19 protein-coding genes and 1 pseudogene are annotated in these 18,872 nt (G+C 66.3%); 6 read left to right on the top strand and 14 right to left on the bottom strand.

Going from position 1 to position 18,872, the window contains the following annotated elements:
• Positions 1–147: 147 nt before the first annotated feature.
• Together ACRDTL_RS08870 and ACRDTL_RS08865 are read left to right on the top strand one after the other, a co-directional pair.
• The gene (locus tag ACRDTL_RS08870; RefSeq protein ID WP_431506337.1) at positions 148–1,545 is read left to right on the top strand and encodes an HNH endonuclease signature motif containing protein; all 1,398 of its coding nucleotides are present in this window, start codon (positions 148–150) and stop codon (positions 1,543–1,545) included.
• A gap of 44 nt (positions 1,546–1,589) precedes the next feature.
• Positions 1,590–1,823, top strand: a complete 234-nt coding sequence (locus ACRDTL_RS08865; protein WP_431506336.1) for a FitA-like ribbon-helix-helix domain-containing protein — start codon at positions 1,590–1,592, stop codon at positions 1,821–1,823.
• Between the two features lie 41 nt (positions 1,824–1,864).
• Here the strand turns inward: ACRDTL_RS08865 and ACRDTL_RS08860 are convergent.
• A pseudogene (locus tag ACRDTL_RS08860) lies at positions 1,865–3,158 on the bottom strand (MFS transporter).
• Between the two features lie 138 nt (positions 3,159–3,296).
• The gene (locus tag ACRDTL_RS08855; RefSeq protein ID WP_431506339.1) at positions 3,297–4,619 is read right to left on the bottom strand and encodes an MFS transporter; all 1,323 of its coding nucleotides are present in this window, start codon (positions 4,617–4,619) and stop codon (positions 3,297–3,299) included.
• Positions 4,620–4,792: 173 nt separating this feature from the next.
• Between ACRDTL_RS08855 and ACRDTL_RS08850 the strand changes: the two genes are divergently transcribed.
• The 3 genes from ACRDTL_RS08850 (at position 4,793) to ACRDTL_RS08840 (ending at position 6,262) form a co-directional block, all read left to right on the top strand.
• Positions 4,793–5,434, top strand: coding sequence for a TetR/AcrR family transcriptional regulator (locus ACRDTL_RS08850; protein WP_431506335.1), 642 nt, complete (start codon positions 4,793–4,795; stop codon positions 5,432–5,434).
• A gap of 28 nt (positions 5,435–5,462) precedes the next feature.
• Entirely contained in the window at positions 5,463–5,969 is a 507-nt protein-coding gene (locus ACRDTL_RS08845; RefSeq protein ID WP_431506334.1) for a nitroreductase family deazaflavin-dependent oxidoreductase, read from the top strand.
• 86 nt (positions 5,970–6,055) lie between these two features.
• Complete coding sequence (locus ACRDTL_RS08840; protein ID WP_431506333.1) at positions 6,056–6,262, top strand: hypothetical protein; 207 nt, start codon at positions 6,056–6,058, stop codon at positions 6,260–6,262.
• A gap of 499 nt (positions 6,263–6,761) precedes the next feature.
• Here the strand turns inward: ACRDTL_RS08840 and ACRDTL_RS08835 are convergent, their stop codons facing one another.
• The 3 genes from ACRDTL_RS08835 to ACRDTL_RS08825 all read right to left on the bottom strand — a co-directional run bounded on the left by ACRDTL_RS08835 (position 6,762) and on the right by ACRDTL_RS08825 (position 8,764).
• Positions 6,762–7,124, bottom strand: coding sequence for a DoxX family protein (locus ACRDTL_RS08835; protein ID WP_431506332.1), 363 nt, complete (start codon positions 7,122–7,124; stop codon positions 6,762–6,764).
• Between the two features lie 3 nt (positions 7,125–7,127).
• The gene (locus ACRDTL_RS08830) at positions 7,128–8,258 is read right to left on the bottom strand and encodes an SPFH domain-containing protein (protein ID WP_431506331.1); all 1,131 of its coding nucleotides are present in this window, start codon (positions 8,256–8,258) and stop codon (positions 7,128–7,130) included.
• A gap of 71 nt (positions 8,259–8,329) precedes the next feature.
• Positions 8,330–8,764 (bottom strand): NfeD family protein, encoded by a 435-nt coding sequence (locus ACRDTL_RS08825; RefSeq protein ID WP_431506330.1) that lies wholly within the window; start codon positions 8,762–8,764, stop codon positions 8,330–8,332.
• Positions 8,765–8,822: 58 nt separating this feature from the next.
• On the opposite strand from ACRDTL_RS08825, the gene ACRDTL_RS08820 reads away from it, so the two are divergent.
• The gene (locus tag ACRDTL_RS08820; RefSeq protein WP_431506329.1) at positions 8,823–9,686 is read left to right on the top strand and encodes a hypothetical protein; all 864 of its coding nucleotides are present in this window, start codon (positions 8,823–8,825) and stop codon (positions 9,684–9,686) included.
• Here ACRDTL_RS08820 and ACRDTL_RS08815 read toward each other — a convergent pair.
• From ACRDTL_RS08815 to ACRDTL_RS08775, 9 genes are all read right to left on the bottom strand, one after another.
• Positions 9,655–10,701, bottom strand: a complete 1,047-nt coding sequence (locus tag ACRDTL_RS08815; protein ID WP_431506328.1) for a ferrochelatase — start codon at positions 10,699–10,701, stop codon at positions 9,655–9,657. The two genes, ACRDTL_RS08820 and ACRDTL_RS08815, sit on opposite strands and share 32 nt — an antisense overlap.
• Positions 10,701–11,510, bottom strand: a complete 810-nt coding sequence (inhA, locus tag ACRDTL_RS08810; RefSeq protein WP_431506327.1) for an NADH-dependent enoyl-ACP reductase InhA — start codon at positions 11,508–11,510, stop codon at positions 10,701–10,703. Before inhA ends, ACRDTL_RS08815 begins: the two co-directional genes overlap by 1 nt.
• 22 nt (positions 11,511–11,532) lie before the next feature.
• On the bottom strand, positions 11,533–12,285 hold the full coding sequence (fabG1, locus tag ACRDTL_RS08805; RefSeq protein ID WP_431506326.1) for a 3-oxoacyl-ACP reductase FabG1: 753 nt from the start codon (positions 12,283–12,285) through the stop codon (positions 11,533–11,535).
• A gap of 88 nt (positions 12,286–12,373) precedes the next feature.
• Entirely contained in the window at positions 12,374–13,381 is a 1,008-nt protein-coding gene (locus ACRDTL_RS08800; protein WP_431506325.1) for a VWA domain-containing protein, read from the bottom strand.
• On the bottom strand, positions 13,378–14,331 hold the full coding sequence (locus tag ACRDTL_RS08795) for a DUF58 domain-containing protein (protein WP_431506324.1): 954 nt from the start codon (positions 14,329–14,331) through the stop codon (positions 13,378–13,380). Before ACRDTL_RS08795 ends, ACRDTL_RS08800 begins: the two co-directional genes overlap by 4 nt.
• Positions 14,328–15,449, bottom strand: a complete 1,122-nt coding sequence (locus ACRDTL_RS08790) for an AAA family ATPase (protein WP_431506323.1) — start codon at positions 15,447–15,449, stop codon at positions 14,328–14,330. Before ACRDTL_RS08790 ends, ACRDTL_RS08795 begins: the two co-directional genes overlap by 4 nt.
• Before the next feature lie 156 nt (positions 15,450–15,605).
• Positions 15,606–16,313 carry an NlpC/P60 family peptidoglycan endopeptidase RipB gene (ripB, locus tag ACRDTL_RS08785; RefSeq protein WP_431506338.1) on the bottom strand — a complete coding sequence of 236 codons (708 nt, stop codon included), beginning with the start codon at positions 16,311–16,313 and terminating at the stop codon, positions 15,606–15,608.
• Between the two features lie 30 nt (positions 16,314–16,343).
• Positions 16,344–17,795 (bottom strand): NlpC/P60 family peptidoglycan endopeptidase RipA, encoded by a 1,452-nt coding sequence (gene ripA / locus ACRDTL_RS08780; RefSeq protein WP_431506322.1) that lies wholly within the window; start codon positions 17,793–17,795, stop codon positions 16,344–16,346.
• A 223-nt stretch (positions 17,796–18,018) separates the two neighbouring features.
• The gene (locus tag ACRDTL_RS08775) at positions 18,019–18,600 is read right to left on the bottom strand and encodes a DUF6676 family protein (protein WP_431506321.1); all 582 of its coding nucleotides are present in this window, start codon (positions 18,598–18,600) and stop codon (positions 18,019–18,021) included.
• Between the last annotated feature and the right edge of the window lie 272 nt (positions 18,601–18,872).

Raw genomic sequence — 18,872 nt, 5'->3', positions numbered from 1 at the left:
GAAACCTAGAGCCACACCCCGTGCGCGTCCCTCAATTCACCCGCGAAACGCCGACAACCCTCTCCCGCAACAAAAAACATCCCTGAACAGCACAAAGGCGCCCACGAAAACCCGTGGAGCGCCACATTTGTTCGATAGACTGGTGCTATGCCCACCGCGGATCCCGCCCTGCCCGCCGATGCGGCGCGCGCCAGGATCCGCGCCGATTTAGACCTCATCGACAGTGCGCATGCCAGGATCCGCTCCATCTGTACTGATCTGGTGGGCAATGCCTTTCGCATCGAGGTGGCCGAGCGGCTGGAAAGCCAGCAGCGCACCAACCGCGGCCTGTCGTACCGGATGTTCGGCGAAATCGCCGATCCGGTCGACGGACCCGACGACCCCGCCCTGCCGACCGAGGTCAAGGTGCGTGACCTGCTGTGGGCTCGGCTGCGGGTCACGCGGGGTGAAATCCAGCGTCGGTTTCGCGTCGCGGCGCGGATTCGGCCGCGGCGCACATTAACCGGGCCGAGTTTGCCGGCAGAACTACCGGAACTGGGCGCGGCCGTCGAGGCCGGCGACGTGGGCGAGGACCACATCGCCGCGGTGACCAAGGCCCTCGACGACCTACCCGTAGCCGTCAGCGCTGCTGACCGCGATGAGGCCGAGCGCAAACTGGTTGGCTACGCCACGAAACAGGACGCGAAATTCGTGACCGCAATCGGTTACAAGATCGCCGACTGCCTCAATCCGGATGGCAACTTCTCCGATGAGGACCGGGCCAAGCAGCGCAGTTTGGTGCTGGGCCGCCAACGCCCTGACGGCATGAGCCGGATCAGCGGATTCCTGGATCCCGAAGCCCGTGCGTATCTCGAAGCCGTGACGGCGGCGGTGCGCCCGGGTCATCGCTTGCCCGATGCTCCCGCCGGCCCCGCAGCGGACGAACGCGACACCCGATCGTCGGCGCAGCGTTGCCACGATGCTCTCAAACTCACTCTGCGCCATGGGATTAGCTCTGGAGAACTCGGCACCCACCGCGGTGTGCCCGTCACAGTGATCGTCACGACCACACTGAGCGAACTCGATCGGGCCGCCCGCGCCACGTGCGATTGCAGTATCAGGATGCCAGCACCCGCACGTACCGGTGGCGGCAGCCGTTTGCCCATGCGCGATCTCATTCGGATGGCCGGCAACGCGATTCACTATCTGGCGGTGTTCGACGACCACTCCGCGCGGCCGTTATATCTGGGCCGCAGCAAACGCATCGCCACCACCGACCAACGCATCATCTGCCACGCACGCGATCGCGGCTGCACCCGGCCCGATTGTCTGGTATCCGGCTATCGCTGTGAGGTGCACCATGCGGTTGCCTGGGCGCGCGGCGGCACCACCGACGCCGACAAACTGTTCTTCGGCTGCCCGCCCGACCACGCCTCGGAAACCCGAGGCGACTACACCACCACCGTCACCGACAAGGGTCGCCTGGCCTGGTCCGACGGCGCCGGCCCACCCCGAATCAATCACATTCATCATCCGGAAGGACTCCTGCATAGTGAGGATCCTTGATGAGATTCGCTGGTATTCACCTGCGTCGCTTCTAAGATGCGGGCATGGTCGCCATCACGGTTCGTGACGTGCCCGACGAGGTCCGCGACGAGCTTGCGGCCAGAGCCGCACGTGCCGGACAGTCACTGCAGGAGTACCTACGCGGCGTGCTCGTCGCGACAGCGGACAAGCCGACAGCTCAGGACGTCATCGCTCGTGCCCGCGCGCGAGTGAACACCACCGGCGTCCGGCTGGATGTAAAGGCAATTCTCGCTACTCGAGACGCCGATCGGTCGTGACCAACCGTGGCGTGATCGGTGGGCCGCAAAGGCAGCGACGCTTAGGTCATATCCTCGGCGACGTCGCGCGCCTCTTCGCAGCTCTCGACCGCGGGACCCGAACCCGGTAGCCGCTTGCCGGCTACTTCCGGCACGAACACCAGCGTGATGGCGCCGACCAGGCCCGCCGCGATCAGCATGTAAGCCGGCATCATCACGTTGCCGGTTCCGGAGATCAGTGCCTGGGCGATCAGCGGAGTGGTACCGCCGAAGGCCGACACCGAAACGTTGAAGCCGATAGCCAGCGCGCCGTAGCGCACGCTGGTGGGAAACAGTGCCGGCAGTGTCGCCGGCGCCGTGCTGTCGAAGCACAGCACCATCACACCAATCAGCAGCACACCGATGAATATCACCGGGTAACTGCCACCGGACCGGATCAGCAAAAACGCCGGAACCGAAAGAGCGACAAGCAATCCGGCACCGGTCCATTGGATCGGTTTGACGCCGATGTGGTCGGATAATCTCGCGAGGAATACCACCGCCGCCATCAAGATCATCAACGTCACCACGATCATCACGAGTCCGGCGGTGTGACCGATGCGCACGACCGCAGTGAGGTACGTCGGCAGGTATCCAGTGAGCATGTAGTCGGCGACGTTGTACGCCAACACCAGCCCTATGCAGATCAGCAGTGGCTTCCACTGCTGCACGACGGTGCGCCTGAACTGCTGCCCGCCACCGTCGTCGGACACCTCGTCGCGTTCGTCCATGTCCTCGTAGGCAGGCGACTCCTCGAGCCTCAGCCGCATAAACAGCGCGACCAGCCCGAGCGGGGCGCTCAGCAGCAAGGGAATCCGCCAGCCCCCAGCTGAGCATGTCGCTGGCAGGCAGCCAGGTGTGCAGTGCGGTCACCAGCGACCCCGCGACCACATATCCGCCCTGCGAGCCCAACGGCAGGAACGCGGCCAGCATGCCGCGTTTACGGTCAGGGGCGTGCTCGTCGACGTAGGTCATGGCGCCGACGTATTCGCCGCCGGTGGAGAAGCCCTGAAAGACTCGGGTGACGACAAGCAAGATCGGCGCCCAGATGCCGATGCTGCGGTAGCCGGGCAGTAAACCGGTCGCTGTCGTGCCGGCGGTCATCAGCAGGATCGTGATTATCAGCACCCGCCGGCGCCCGATGCGATCGCCAAGCGGGCCGAAGAAGAGCCCGCCGAGCGGGCGTACCGCAAATGCCGCCGCCAGCGTGCCGAACGTGGCGATGAGGTTGGCCGCGCTGGCGCTGTTGCCCGGATAGAACACCTGCGAGATCGTGGTGGCGATATAGCCGTAGACACCGAAGTCGTACCACTCCATGAAGTTGCCGATCGTGGTGCCCTGGATCGACCGGCGCGTCGTCCCCGGGTCGGAGACCCGGATCTGGCGCTTGCGGTGTGTAGTTCTCATCAGCAGGGGGCGTATCCCGTTGTGGTGTCAATTCCACGCGCAACGCCGCTAGTCGATGTACTCGCGCTCGGCGAGCGCACGCGCTTCTTCTTCGTTTGCGACCGAAGGCCCGGAGCCCGGCAGCCGCTTGCCCGCCACCTCCGGGGTGAACACCAGGGTCAGCAGGCCGATGACGCCCGCAACCATCAGCATGTAGGCGGGCACCATCACATTGCCGAGACCGTGGACCAGCGACTCGGCGATCAGCGGCGTGGTGCCGCCGAAGGCCGAGACGGAGATGTTGTACCCGATGGCCACCGCGCTGTAGCGCACATTGGTGGGGAACAGCGCCGGTAGCGTAGCCGGTTCGGTGCTGTAGAAGCACAACATCATCATCCCGATGAGCAACACGCCGATGAACATCACCGGGTAGCTGTTGCCGAACCGGATCAGCAGGAACGCCGGGACCGAGCCGACAATCAGCAACGCGCAGCCGGTCCGCATGATCGGTTTGACGCCGATGCGGTCAGACAGCGTGGCCACGAAGACCACGGCCGACAACAAGGCGAGCAGCACCAATCCGATCAACATCAGCCCGGCAGTGCCGCTAATGCGCCCGACCTCCTTGAAGTACGTCGGCAGGTATCCGGTGAGCATGTAACTGTTGATGTTGAACGTCATCACCAGGCCCATGCACACCAGCAGCGGCCGCCACTGCTGCGCGACCGTGTGCTTGAACTGTTGCCAACCGGCCGAGCTGGACTCTTTTTGCTTCTCCCGCATTTCCTCGAAGGCCGGCGACTCGTCAATGCGCAGCCGCATGTACAGCGCGATGACGCCGAACGGGGCGCCCACCAGGAACGGGATGCGCCAGCCCCAGCTCAACATCTCGTCGACCGAGAGCTGGACCTTGAGCATGGAGACCAGCACCGCGGCGACCAAGTAGCCGCTCAGTGTGCCCAGTGGCAGAAATCCGCCCAGCATGCCGCGTCTGCGGTCAGGCGCGTGTTCGCCGATGTACGTCATCGCACCGACATACTCACCTCCGGTGGAGAAGCCCTGGACGAGTCGGGTGGCGATCAGCAAGGTCGACGCCCAGACACCGATGCTGTCGTGGCCCGGCAGCACACCGCTGACGGTCGTGGCCAGCGCCATCAGCAGAATCGTCATCATCAACACGCGTTTGCGACCGATCCGGTCACCAAGTGGGCCAAACACGAAACCACCCAGCGGTCGGACCGCAAACGCCGCCGCCAGTGTGCCGAAGGTGGCGATCAATCCGGTGCCGCTGGCACTGTCCGCGGGATAGAAGACCTGCGCGATCGTGGTGGCAAGGAAGCCGTAAACGCCGAAGTCATACCACTCCATGAAATTGCCGATCGCGGTGCCCAGGATGGATCGCTGTAGCGCGGCGGGGTCGGAGATCCGGATGTCCTCTAGTGCCCATTTCCGCGGGCCGGGATGGTCGTCTCTGACCAAGTGGTGTGCGGGCCCCATTAATGTTCGAGCGTACCGATTACCCGTCCGCCCATCCCGGCGCCGTCACTTGGCGCCATACTAAACAATTGTTTATAATTGTAAACATACATTCACTCCTGCCCGACGACCGGACTGCGCGTGCCCGGATCCGCGATGAGGCGCTGCGACTGTTCGCCGAGCGCGGCGCGGACGCGGTCACGATGCGCGATATCGCGGCCGCGGCCGGTGTGTCACCGGCCCTGCTGGTGCGCCACTACGGCTCTAAGGACGGCCTGGTGACAGCGGTCGACAACCACGTCGTTGGCAGCCTTGAGGCGCTACTGATCGAAATGAGCGCGCGCACAGCAACTTCCGGTTTGAATACTGCTGCAGTGCCGAGCATGCTCGACGGCCTCGCCACCCACCTGCCGCCCGGTTCGTCGATCCCGGCCTATCTGACCCGGCTGCTGATCGCCGGCGGTCCGGCCGGAGCGACCCTGTTCAAACGGTTACACCGCGTCAGCCTCGACACCCTCGGCGCGATGGCGGCCGCCGGAACCGCCAGTGCCGGTGGCGATCCCGCAGTGCGGGCAGCCTTTTTGTTGGTCAATGACCTCGCAGTGCTGACCCTACGTCCACGGCTCACCGAACTGCTCGGCTTCGACCCGCTCTCTGCGGACGGCATCCAGCGTTGGGCCACAGAGGTTTTCGCAATCTACCGCGACGGACTCGTCAGTAAGGACGGCTGATCCACCACCAAAGAAACGGAGGCACACCATGTCTACAACAGGTCCGTCGTCGCGATTCGCTTCGCGCGGTGCACGGCTGCTGCGGTCGCGCTGGCTCATGCGAGCGCCGATCTGGATCTACCGGGCCCGCGCCGGCGCGCTGCTGGGTTCGCGGCTATTGATGATCGAACACGTCGGCCGCAAGTCCGGTGCGCCGCGCCACGTCGTCCTGGAGGTCGTCGAGCACCCCACCCGCGACAGCTATGTAGTGGCCTCCGGCTTCGGGGAAAAAGCCCAGTGGTTCCGCAACATTCAAGCCAATCCACACGTACGTGTCTACGCCGGCAGCCGCGCACCCGCACGAGCCAGCGCCCGTGTGCTCAACCAGCAGGAGGCCGATCGCACGCTCGCGGCGTACACCAGCCGCCATCCTCGCGCGTGGGCTCGCTTCAAGGGCATACTCGAGGAGACCATGGGCCGCGAAATCACCGAGGCGAATACGCCGCTGCCGATGGTGGAGGTACGGGTCGACGGCCCGGCGCAGTCTCGGCCATAACCGTCCCACAGCGGCCTGGACCGTTTTGTAGCTTCTTCGGGCTGCCACGCACTCGCGCCGTCGCACTTTGCCTCACGCTGGTCGCTGTGCTGGTCAACTTGATGTGGTTGCCGCTGCCGATTGCGCTGGCCTGGATCCCAGCGCTGCTCTTCGCCAAGGTCCTGGTGTGTTTCCTGGTGCCGCACGCCTCGACGGGTGGAGCACCGCCGCCGCGAGTTTGCGCCGGCGAAAATTGGTGGTTTCACTTTGCTCGGGCGGGGTACTTCCGCGATGTCAGCAACCACCGATTTTGAGGACAACCTCATGGGTCACGACGATAAAAACAGCAGGAAGGGCGGGAAGAACACCGCCACCATCAGCGCCGGCATGACCGGTCTGGTCGTCGGCGCAGTTATCACAGCAACGGGTATCGCACCTACCGCCACAGCGACGAATTTCACCCCGCTAACGCCCGCTTTCGCGTTTCCGCAACAGCCGCCGGGGCCCCCGGGACCGCCGGGACCGCCCGGACCGCCCGGACCCCCCGGAGCGATCGGCGCACCAGGACCCCCCGGAGCGATCGGGGCGCCAGGACCCATCGGCGCACCAGGCGGGCCAGTCGGGCCACCTGGGCCACCCGGACCGCCCGGCGCCCCAGGGCCACTCGAACCAGGGCCACCCGGCGCACCGGGTCCAGTCGGACCGCCGGGCCCACCCGGACCATAGTCGTTTCGAACCCCGTGGTGGCCGCCGCGGAAGCCGTCATGGCGTTTCCGCGGCGGCTATCGCGTGCCAGAAGTCGCGAGGCGTCGACTAGCCCCGGCCCCGGCCCCGGCCCTTCAGTGTCAGCACCGCGTAGGTGGCCAAAAACGACGCCGCCGGAACGGCATTCACAACGCGGTCGTGCGCGCGGATGTGTGCCCCAACCGCAAGCACGCAATACAACGTCAGCATGGCCGTGGTCAGCCGTGCCAACACCGGAATCCTGCTGACCGACAGCAATCCGACAACCGAGGCGGCCTTGCTGACCGGAAGGATCCACCGGATGCTCTGCGGAACACCCAGTGTGTCCAGTGATTTGGCGATGTAAAGCAACGGAATCGCACACGCCACCGCGTCGCCGGCCTGGATGGCGGCCAGCGCCGCATAGGTTTTCGGAGATGTCAAGGCGCCCATGGGCTATTGACCCAACTGCGGCGTACCGATTTCGCCATCCACCGGCTTGCGCGCGTCAGCCTCGGCCTTGGCGACCGCTTGCACGACCGCCGGATCGGTCTCGGTGGTGAACCAGTCGGCGATCTCATCGCTGTCGTCCTCGGGCTTGGGCAAGTCGGCTTCGACCGGCGATGGCTGGTAACGAAAAACCCCATCCTCGCCGGGTGCGCCCAGCAATTTGGTGAAACCCTGCAAGGCCGAACCGAAGTCGCTGGGCACCACCCACACCTTGCTGGACTCACCCTGTGCGATCTGCGGCAGCACCTGCAGGTACTGGTAGGCCAGCAGCTCCGGGGTGGGCCGGCCGGCCTTGATCGCGGCGAACGTCTTCTCGATGGCCTTGGCCTGGCCTTGGGCCCGCAGATACGTTGCGGCCCGTTCGCCTTGCGCGCGCAGCATCCGGGATTGCCGATCGGCCTCGGCGGCCAGGATCGCGGCCTGCTTGGCGCCTTCGGCGGCGAGGATCCGCGCCTGCTTCTCCCCTTCGGCCTGCTTGATCGCCGACTCCCGCTGGCCTTCGGCGGTGAGGATCATCGCCCGTTTTTCGCGGTCGGCCTTCATCTGCTTTTCCATCGACGCCTGGATTGACGGCGGCGGATCGATGCTGCGCAGCTCAACCCGGGCCACCCGCAGCCCCCAGCGCCCGGTGGCTTCGTCGAGCACCCCGCGCAGTTGCTGGTTGATCTGGTCGCGTGAGGTGAACGTCTGCTCCAGTGTCATGCCGCCGACCACGTTGCGCAGGGTGGTGGTGGTCAGCTGCTCCACCCCGATGATGTAGTTGCTGATCTCGTAGACGGCAGCCTGAGGGCTGGTGACCTGAAAATAGACCACGGTGTCGATAGCCAGCGTCAGGTTGTCCTCGGTGATCACCGGCTGCGGCGGAAAAGACACCACCCGCTCGCGCAGGTCCACCTTGGCGCGGATGCGATCGATGAACGGCACCAGCAGCGTCAACTGCCCGCTGACCGTGCGGCTGTAGCGGCCCAGCCGCTCGATCACCGCCGCCTCCGCCTGCGGGATGAGGGCAACCGACTTGGCCACCACAATCGCGGCGAACACCACCAGGACGGCCAAAAACACCAAACCGGCAACCATGGCAACTCCTTCTACTATTTCGATTGCCCGACTCCTCCTCATCGCGCTGCGCGCTCTGCATCGTCGCCGGGCTACCCGTTTCTCCAGACCACCGCGGTAGCGCCGTCGATGTGCACGACGGTCACCCGCTCGCCGGGCTGATAGACATCGCTGTCGTTTAACGGTCGCGCCGTCCACACCTGGCCGTCCAGCTTCACCTGCCCCTCGTCGACCGCGACCCGGTCGAGGACCAGAGCGCTCTTGCCTTCCAACGCCTGCACACCGGTCAACGCGCCGGCCGCGGGCGTCAAACGCCGTCGCAGCCCGGGCCGGACCAGCGTCAGCAGCAGCACCGAAACCACCAGGAACACCGCGCCGTCGGCCCAGACCGGCCAGTCCAGCAGCCAACTGCTCACGGCCGCGGCCAGCGCCCCGCCGCCGAGCATCAACAAGAACATGTCGCCGGTCAGCGCCTCCGCACCGGCGAGCCCCAGCGCGACGATCAACCAGATCAGGCCGGCAGTCATGCCGCCAGGATATCGCGTACCCGGCCGCGATCAGGACGAACAACTAGACTGCGAGACCATGTGGTGCCCCAGTGCAACCCTCTCGGTATGGGCCAATGCCTGGCTTGCCGGCAGGGCCGCGCCCGATGACGTCCTTGATGCGTTATCACGTTGGGCGCCAATGCAATCAGTTACCGCCTATGATGCCGTCGCAGCGGGCCACACCGGGCTGCCGTGGCCCGACGTGGACGACGTCGGCGCGGTTTCGTTACTGCAGACGCTGCGTACCGCAGCCGGTCGGCCGGCTCGCGCGCCGATGACCCCGCCTTCGGTCAACCTGGTGCTGCCGGTACCCGGCGATGTCCGCGGCTTGGCCCCCGGTTCGCAGTTCGAGCAGGACGCACTGGCGGCCGGCGAAGCGGTGATCTTGTCCGATCCCAACGACACGGCGATCGCCGTCGGGCTGGTCCCCGAGCTCGGATACGACGCCGCCGATGACGCCTCGGGTGTGCCCGAAGTGCGCGTGCTGTCATGGACGGTCTACTCGCTGCCCGGTGCGCCGGCCCTCGACGAGCACGAGCTCGCCGAAACCGAATACGCGCTGCGCTCGGCCGTGCGGTCGGCGGCTGAGGCGCTCGCCGCTATCGGGCTGCAGGCCGCCGGCTCCGACATCGATGATCCGCGTGGACTCGTCGACCAGTTGCTGGAAACCACTTGGCACCACCGCATTCCCGACCACGCGCCGCCACGTGCGGGGCGGGTGCTGGAGACCGCGGCCCACGTCGACGCGATCATCACGGTCAGCGCCGGGTTGACCCGGGTCTGGACCCAATCCTCGTCGGAGGGGCAGATCGCCGGCAACGCGCTGCGGCCGCTGGCTCCGGTGGTGCGCTCGGCACGAATGGCCGCGGTCAGCGCGATTCTGCGGTCGGCTTGGGTCTGATCTCCTCGGCGACACAGTGCGGCGGCCGGCACGGCTCACCGTTGAGGCTGGCTCCGCAGCCCGGCACCGGATCGGGGCCGGCCACCCGGGCGGGCTCGCGGCCGGCGCGCAGTTCGTCGATCAAGCCTCTGGCCAGGCGGGCAAATCGCCTGTCGGCGTTGGGTGTAGCGGCCCGCGCGAAGGCAATACCCGCCGCCTCGGCCTGCGAGCGCAGCTCGTGGTCGAGATCCCACACCACCTCGATATGGTCGGCGACAAAGCCGATCGGGCACACGATGACGGCCTCGATGTGCGCGGCGGCCAGCGTGCTGAGGTGGTCGGAGACGTCAGGTTCCAGCCACGGCACATGCGCTGGGCCCGACCGTGACTGCCACACCTGGTCGTATCGCTGGTATCCGGCCGCCGCGGCCACCAGCCGCGCGGCGTACCCGACTTGGCGGCTGTACAGGCAGGGGCCGAAGCCCTGGTCGGCCGCGACCGGGATGGAATGTGCGGTGAACACCAACCTTGCATCGTCACGCAACCCGGCGGGCAGCGTGTCGGCGGCCGCGGTGATTGCGTCGGCGAACATCTCGACGAACAGCGGATGATCGAAGTACGGTCGCAACTTAACCAGCTCCGGTGCGCGCTCACCGGCCACCCGACGGGCCCGGGCAATGTCCTCGACGTATTGAGTGCAGCTTGAATAGCCGCTCCACGCCGAGGTGACGAATACCGCAGCACGACCAATCCCGTTGTCGGCCATCGTGGTAACGGTGTCTTCGACGTAGGGCTCCCAGTTGCGGTTACCGAAGTACACCGGCAGGTCGAGTTCGGCGCGCAACTGCTCGAGCAACGCCCGGTTGATGCCGTTGATCGGCGACACCCCGCCGAAGTGCAGGTAATGCTCGGCCACCTCGTCGAGACGTTCCGGCGGCACGCCGCGCCCGCGGGTGACGTTCCCCAGGAAGGGCCGCACTTGTTCGGGTCCTTCCGGTCCGCCGAAGGACAGCAGCAGAACTGCATCGAAGTCCATCAGAGCAATTGGGTGTGGGCCCCGCCGTCGGCGTAGATGATGTCACCCGTGGTGGCCGGTAGCCAGTCGGACAGCACCGCGCACACCGTCTTGGCGACGGGTGTGGCGTCCTTCATGTCCCAGCCGATCGGCGCTCGCTGATCCCAACCCTGCTCGAGCAGCTGCATCTGACTGCTGGCCTCCTCACCAAGGGCGCCGCCGACGATCGCGCTCATGGCCAGCGTCCGGAGCGGGCCCGCGGCAACGAGATTCGAGCGCACACCGTACTGCCCGGCCTCGCGCGCGACGAACCGGTTCACCGACTCCAGCGCGCTCTTGGCGACCGTCATCCAGTTGTAGGCCGGCATCGCGCGGGTCGGGTCGAAGTCCATGCCGACGATGGCGCTGCCCCGACTCATGATCGGCAGCAGCGCCTTGGCCAGCGACGCGTACGAATACGCCGAGATATGAATGCCTTTGGCGACATCCCCGAAAGGCGCGTCGAAGAACGGGTTAATGCCCATCCCGCTGGGGGGCATGAATCCGATCGAATGCACCACACCGTCGAGCTTGTTGCCCTCGCCGATGACCTCGGTGATCCGCTCCGCCAGTGTGGCCAAATGCTTCTCGTCTTGCACATCGAGCTCGATCAGCGGCGGCTTCTGCGGCAGCCGACCGAGAATGCGTTCGATCAGCCGCATCCGCTGAAACCCGGTACAAACGAGCTCGGCACCCTGTTCCTGCGCCACCCGGGCGATGTGAAACGCGATCGACGCGTCGGTGATGATCCCGGTGACCAGGATCCGTTTGCCGTCGAGCAATCCTGCCATATCCGTCCTTACGTCGGAGTCTTCAGTGGCCCATTCCCATGCCGCCGTCGACCGGGATCACCGCACCCGAGATGTACGCGGCGTCCTCGGACGCCAGGAAGCTGACCACACCGGCGACCTCCTCCGGATGACCGATGCGGCCCAACGGAATCGCCTGCTGCGCCATTTCCACGTATTTCGGTTCCATGGCACGGGTCATCTCGGTGTCGATAAAGCCGGGGGCCACCACGTTGGCGGTGATGGACCGCGACCCCAGTTCGCGGGTCAGCGAGCGGGCCATTCCGACCAGCCCGGCCTTGGACGCGGCGTAGTTCGCCTGTCCCGGCAGACCGGTCAACCCGACAACGGACCCCATGAAGATGAAGCGCCCGAACCGCTTCTTGACCATGTTGCGCGACGCCCGTTTGGCGACCCGGAACACACCGGTCAGGTTCGCGTCGATGACCTTGTAGAACTGCTCCTCGCTCATCCGCATGATCAGCATGTCAGCGTTGACGCCGGCGTTGGCCACCAGCACTTCGACCGGACCCTGGTGTTCTTCGACGGCGGTGAATGCGGCGTCGACGGCGTCGTAGCTGGTGACGTCACACTCGACGCCGAACAACCCGTCGGGCGCACCGGATGCGCGGTGGGTCACCGCCACCTTGTGCCCGTCGGCGGCCAGCCGGCGCGCCACGGCCAGCCCGATCCCGCGGTTTCCCCCGGTAACCAGGACTGATCGGGCCACGAACTGCGGCCGGCCCACGGTGGTTTTCTCGGTGGCTGTGTCAGTCACCCCGCCAACTTAGCGCATCGCCGAGTGGCCACTTATGACACGCATTTTGGTCGGACGCGTGCATTAAGTGGCCACTCGACGCCAAACCTTAGGCCGGCAGGCGGCGGTTGATCAGCAGGGCGGCGAGCGCTGCGAGCGCCAGAATCAGCGAACCGAGCCGTAGCCAGCCCACGCTGGCGTCGCCGCGGATCGTCTCGTAGCCGATCTGCTGCTGCAGGGTCGCGTACACCTCTTTGAGCTGCTCGACGTTGGACGCGCCGTAGTTGTTGCCGCCGGACAGTTCGGCGACCTTCTTCATCGTGGTGTCGTCGACGGGCACCGGCTGGCGCTGGCCGTTGATATCCACAAAGCCGTACGGCGTGCCGAACGAGATCGTCGAGATCGGCACACCTTGATCCTTGGCGGTCCGCGCCGCGGTGAACGCGCCCTTGGGGTTGTCGGGGTTGGTCGGCACCGTTTCCTTGCCGTCGGAGAACAACACGACCCGCGCGGGCGGCGGGGTGTCCCCGCCGCCGATCACCGCGCCGACGGTGGCGATGGCCTGCAGCGCGGTGAAGATGCCCTCGCCGGTCGCGGTGCGATCGGCGAACTGCAACTTCTCCAGCGCGACCTTGGTCGCCTCCCGGTTGGTCGTCGGTTGCACCAGAACCGTCGCGGTACCCGCATACGCGATCAGCCCCAGATTGATACCGGGGGTCAGCTCCCCGGCGAACTCCTTGGCGGCTTCCTGCGCGGCAACCATGCGATTGGGTTGGACGTCGGTGGCACGCATCGACTGCGACACGTCGATCACCAGCATCACGACCGCGCGGTTGCGCGGGATCCGCACATCGTGCGTCGGCCCGGCCATCGCGATCGTCAGCAGCAACAGCGACAACACCAGCAGGATCGCCGACAGGTGCCGCCACCGGGTTGGCTGTTTGGGCGCAACGCTTTCCAGCAGCTCCATGTTGGCGAACCGCAGCATCCGACGGTGCCGGGCCACCTGCGCGATGATGTACAGCGCGACGATGCCGAGAACGACCAGCAGGAACAGAAAAAACCACGCGTGTGCGAACCCGGTCAGCGTCATCGGGCCGAGCAACGGCAACGTCACTGGCGCCCCGCCAATGCTCCGCGGCGGCGGGACTCGACGAAACGGACGATGTCGGCGATCCAGTCGCGGTCGGTGCGCAACGACAACAACGGTGCTCCGCAGCTGCGGATGGTGCGCTTCACATCGGCGCGATGGGCCGCCGCGGCCTTGGCGAAGTCGTCGCGCAGTTGCGCGTCGATGGTGAACTCGCGGGTCACCCCGGTTTCGGCGTCTTGCAGCACGACGTCCCCGATGTCGGGCAGCTCGACGTCGCGGGGATCGAGCACCTCGATGCCCAACACCTCGTGGCGGGCCGCGATCGCGCGCAGCGGACGCATCCAGTTGATCGGGCCGAGGAAGTCGCTGATGATCACGGCCATCCCGCGGCGACGTTCGGGGCGGCGCAGTGCGTCGATGGCCCCCGCCAGATCTCCGCGCACCCCGACCGGCGCCTTGGGTGTGGTGGCGATGGTGCGCAACAGCGTGTGCTCGTGCATGCGCCCCGAGCGGGCCGGCACCCGGATCATCTGCGCCCCGGTGGAGATCAGCGCGCCGAGCCGGTTGCCACCCCCACTGTTGAGAAAGGTGATCGCCGCCGCGGCCGCCACCGCCAGATCCCGTTTCTCACAGACCGTGGTGCCGAAATCCAGGCTGGCCGACATGTCGACCACCAGCCAGGTCTCCAGTTCCCGGTCGGCGATCATCTGCCGGACATGCGGGTGGTTGGTACGTGCGGTGACCGCCCAGTCCATCCGTCGCACGTCGTCGCCGGGCTGATAAAGCCGCGATTCGCCCGGCTCGGACCCCGGCCCCGGGATCAGGCCCAGATGGTCGCCGTGCAGCACGCCGTCGAGCTTGCGCTTGACGGTGAGCTCGAGGGTGCGTAGCGCCGCCGACAGCTTGGGGTCATCGATCTGCCCGCGCTGCATCGACGGCGGATGGACCACCGCCGGAGTCTTGGGGTCCGTCACCGACCGCTGGCCGCCGTCGCGGCTTGCATCACCGGGGGCACCGAATGCCCTTGCTGCGGAACGGCATTCACTTGCGGCATGGCGACCGTCTGCAGAACCCGGTTGATGACGATCTCCGGCGAGATTTCGTCGGCGAGCGCGTCATAAGTGAGCACCAACCGGTGGCGCAGCACGTCGGGAATGACCTCGATGACGTCCTGCGGGATCACGTAGTCGCGTCCGCGCACCAGGGCCAGCGAGCGGGCCCCGGCGATGATGCCCAACGAGGCACGCGGCGATGCACCGAACGCAACCCAGCTCTTGACGTCGTTCATGCCGAGCTGCTCGGGGTAACGGGTGGCCATCACGACGCGAACCACATAGTCGACCAGCGCGTGGTGGACGAAGTTATTGGCCGCGATTTCCTGCAGCCGCAGCAAGTCGCCGGTGTTGAGGATCTGCTTCGGCTCCGGCGGCCGCACACCCATCCGGTAGATGATTTCGCGCTCCTCCTCCGAAGAGGGATAGCCGACGTTGATCTTGAACAGGAAGCGGTCCCGCTGGGCCTCCGGCAGCGGATAGACCCCCTCGTGCTCGATCGGGTTCTGTGTCGCCATCACCAGGAACGGGTTGGGCAGCGCGAAGGTCTTGCCACCAATGGACACGTGGCGTTCCTGCATGACCTCCAGCAGCGCCGACTGCACCTTGGCCGGGGCGCGGTTGATCTCATCGGCCAGCAGGAAGTTGACCACCACCGGGCCGAGTTCGGTGTCGAATTCTTCCTTGCCCTGCCGGTAGATGCGGGTACCGACGATGTCGGTGGGCACCAGGTCCGGGGTGAACTGGATTCGGGCGAATGTCCCGCCCACCACACGTGCGAAGGTCTCCACCGCCAACGTCTTGGCGACCCCGGGTACGCCTTCGAGCAGCACGTGGCCCTTGGACAGCAGGCCGACGAGCATGCGCTCGACGAGTTGGTCTTGGCCGACGATGATCCGTTTGACCTCGAAGATGGCTCGCTCCAGAGTGTGCACCTCGGCGGCCAGCCCATTTCCACCCCCGGACGGCGCCGCGTGCGCCGGCGCCGTCTGCGGTTCGCCGGCGCCCGAGTACCCACTGGCGCCACCTGCTGATGTCATCGACTTCCCTTCCACGCTGAACCGACACGGCTCTCTTCCGACACGACTGCTCGCACGACGAACGTCGCGGGGCAGCGGCGTGCCCGCGTTCAACTATTCCAGGCCGCCCGGGTTCCGTCGATGTGGCGGTATGCCCGCATGTTCCTTCCGAGCAGGTCAGTACTCGATGATCCGGGTGACATACGGCGTCATTCCGCCGGTGCGGACCGGACTGACGGTGACTTTGCCGGCGAGGCTGGACGCCTCCAACATCTGACCATTGCCCAGGTAGAGCGTGACATGCTGGCTGCCGCCGGGGCCGTAGAAGATCAAGTCACCGCGCTTGGCCTGCGACGGCGGAATATGCCGGCCGGCGTTGTACTGGTCGCCGGAGAACCGCGGGATCAGCACGCCGACCCCGGCGAATGCATACCGGGTCAAGCCGGAGCAATCGAAGCCGACGGTATCGGCTCCGGAATCCACGCCGCGGCCGGGACCGGTGGGAGTGCCGCCACCCCACGAATACGGCACGCCCATCTGCGACGCCCCGCGTTTGATCACATACTCGACAGCCTGGCGGCCGTATACCCGTGGGATCCGGCTCGGCGTGGTGCCGGTGTTGTTGTTACCACCCAGGTTGATCCCCAGCCCACCGAGAAACTGCCGACCAAGATCGAGCGTCGACTGCGTGGCCTGGGCGGTGGCCTGCAGCGAAGTATTGGCGAGGGCCACCGGGTCTCCCGGCGCTCCTGCGCTCGGTCCCGCCGGCAAGGTCGGATCCCACGCGCCCTCGGCGGCGGCCGGACCGGCCAAACCGATCAGCAGCCCGGACACCGCCGCTATCAACCAAGCCAGCTTGATAGCGCGCAACCCCTTGCGGGTCATAAACCGGTGCCACATAGATCCTTTCACGTCTCAGTACTCGATATAGCGGACAACATAGGGCGTCATACCGCTGGTGCGGACCGGCGCGACGCGCACCTTCAAGCCGACGTCGGGCGCCTCGAGCATCTGGCCGTTGCCCAGGTAGATCGTCACGTGCTGGCTGCCGCCGGGGCCGTAGAAGATCACGTCGCCGCGGCGCATCTGCGACGACGGGATTTTGCGACCCAAGTTGTACTGCGAACCCGAGTAGTGCGGCAGCTTGATGCCCACCCCGGCGAACGAGTACAAAACCAGACCCGAGCAGTCGAATCCGACGGTGCCCGAACCGGAGCCGATTCCATTGCTCGGACCGGCGGCATTGCCCCCGCCCCAGGAGTACGGCACCCCGATCTGCGACATCCCGCGGCGGATCACGTATTCGGAGGCCTGCCGCCCGTACACCCGCGGAATCCGGCCGTTGGTGAACCCGGGGTCAGGGGTGTCGGGCTTGGCGAGACCCACCGATTGGAGGAACTTGCGCCCCATATTGGCGGTGACCTGCGATGAGGTCGCCGAAATCCCCAGGACGGTGTTGATAACGGCGATCGGGTCACCCGGGACGTTGGCGCTGGGCACCATCGGCAGGGTGGGATCCCACGCACCGTCCCACTGGTTGGGGTCCCGCTTCGGTGACGGCGTCCCCGACGCGCCGGGGTCCCAGCGGTCACCCGATGGCGACGCCGCCCGCGGGTCGGCTGTGTGCCCGCCCGTCGGTGCCGACCACGCGCGGGCGGCGTCGAGTCTGGCCCGGGCCGCGTCGCACTCGGCGGCCAGGCGGTTGACTTCCTGTTGCTGTTCGGCGAACTTGCGGTGCGCATTGGTCAGCGCCGACACCGCCGCGTCCTGACTGGACTGGGCGTCGGCGGCGGCCGTGTCGGCCCGCTGCCTGGCCAGCCGCGCCGCGGACTCCCGGTTCACCTGTTGGGTTCGGGCCCGCTGCAGGTTGTCCAGCACCCGCTGGGAACTTATCGCCAGTGTCCGGCCCGCGATCGCGGTCTCGATGATGTCGTCGGGACCGCGCGCGGTCAGGTAGCCGTCCGACGGACCGTTCACGTAGGTGGCCGCCGCGAAGGTGTTGAACCGCTGCTGAGCGGCCCCGATCGCCGCGTCGGCGTCCATGACCGCCTGCCGGCTGAGCTCGACGTCGTGTTGGGCGGTCGCGGCGTTGTCTCGGGCGGTCTCCACGTCGACCAGCGCCTTATTCACACTCTCCTGCTCGGTCTGAATCTCGGCGCCCAGGTCCTGCAACCGTTGATCGGCCTTGGCGACATCGGCGATCAGCCCGCCCACAGTGTCCGAACCGGGATCAGCCATGGCCAGCCCCGGCGTGCACAGCACCAGGGCCACACTCAGAACCGCCGGTCCCAGGAGTCGGGCAAGCCTGGCCCCGAGTCGGGGACTCGGGGCCAATCGAGAAGGCGAGCCGCGGCGGGTGCGTCTCATTGGTCTCCTATGGCTCAACGCTGACGGTCGGCGTCGGCCCCAGCTGACACTGGAAGCGCGCTTTAAGACACATGCATCACTAGCACCGTAAGTCACATCTGACGCAGCTGAAACTTTAGTCACAAATTACAGCTCTGTAATTGAAAGGATTGTGACCCAACAGTGACCTGGCAAATTTGCCAGTAGCGGTGAAGAGTGCGCTGCAGCTACGCCATATGGCTAGCTAGACGTCTTGTTTGGTGTTCTCAGCCGATGTAATGGTGTCGTTGTCGGCCGTTGCTGAACGCTTGGCGCGCTGCTGCAGGATCCGGGTGCCGACCGCGGCCACCAATACCCCGATCAGCAGCACGATGGTGAGCGCGGTCCAGGGAAACTGCGGCGTATTCAGCTGGTGAAGAAAGTTCTGCGCCGAGACCACCGGGCTGCCGGTTTTGGCGTTGTCTTCGCCGATCTCCAGCGTGGACCGCGGGAAGTGGCTGCTGTAGGAGCCGACGTGTGACGGGCTGAGCACCAGCACGGTCGCATCCGGGTGATCGGAACCCACCACGGTGGCAACGTCTCGCAACGGCGGGTCGTTCGGCGGGTTGTGGTCGAGCACCACGATCTTGAGGTCGACCCCGTGCTCGCGGGCTTGGTCGACCACCTGGAGCAATTCGGGCGTGACGGCCGGTGGCGCGCTGACCGCATCGGCGTCGACCTGCGCCCGGACCATCGCCAGACACTGATCGGGCGGAGTGGACGGATCGGCGCCGACGGTGCCGCAGATTTCACCGGGGATATACAGCGGTGCGTGCGGGTTGGTCACGGTCCAAGACGCTACCGCGACGGCACGGGTGAGGGCACCGCCCGGCGGGACAAAACCGGGTCATCGGCATCAGCGAATGCAGGACAACCGTACTGTTAGGGTCGCACGCGATCGCCCGCATGGCCCGTCGGCACGCAGAACTAGACGGTATGGGGGGCTGGGGCCTCGCTCACATGTGAACGTGGGTTGCGGTTAGGAATTCGGTCCTGGCCGTAGAGCCACAGATGTGGGAGGCCCCAGTGAAGGTTCAGCGTACGAGTGTTGGGTTCGAT

The sequence above is a fragment of the Mycobacterium sp. genome (genome assembly GCF_050700595.1).
GTDB lineage: Bacteria > Actinomycetota > Actinomycetes > Mycobacteriales > Mycobacteriaceae > Mycobacterium.
Note: the sequence above shows the minus strand (reverse complement) of the source record. Positions and strands in the feature narration are given on the sequence as shown.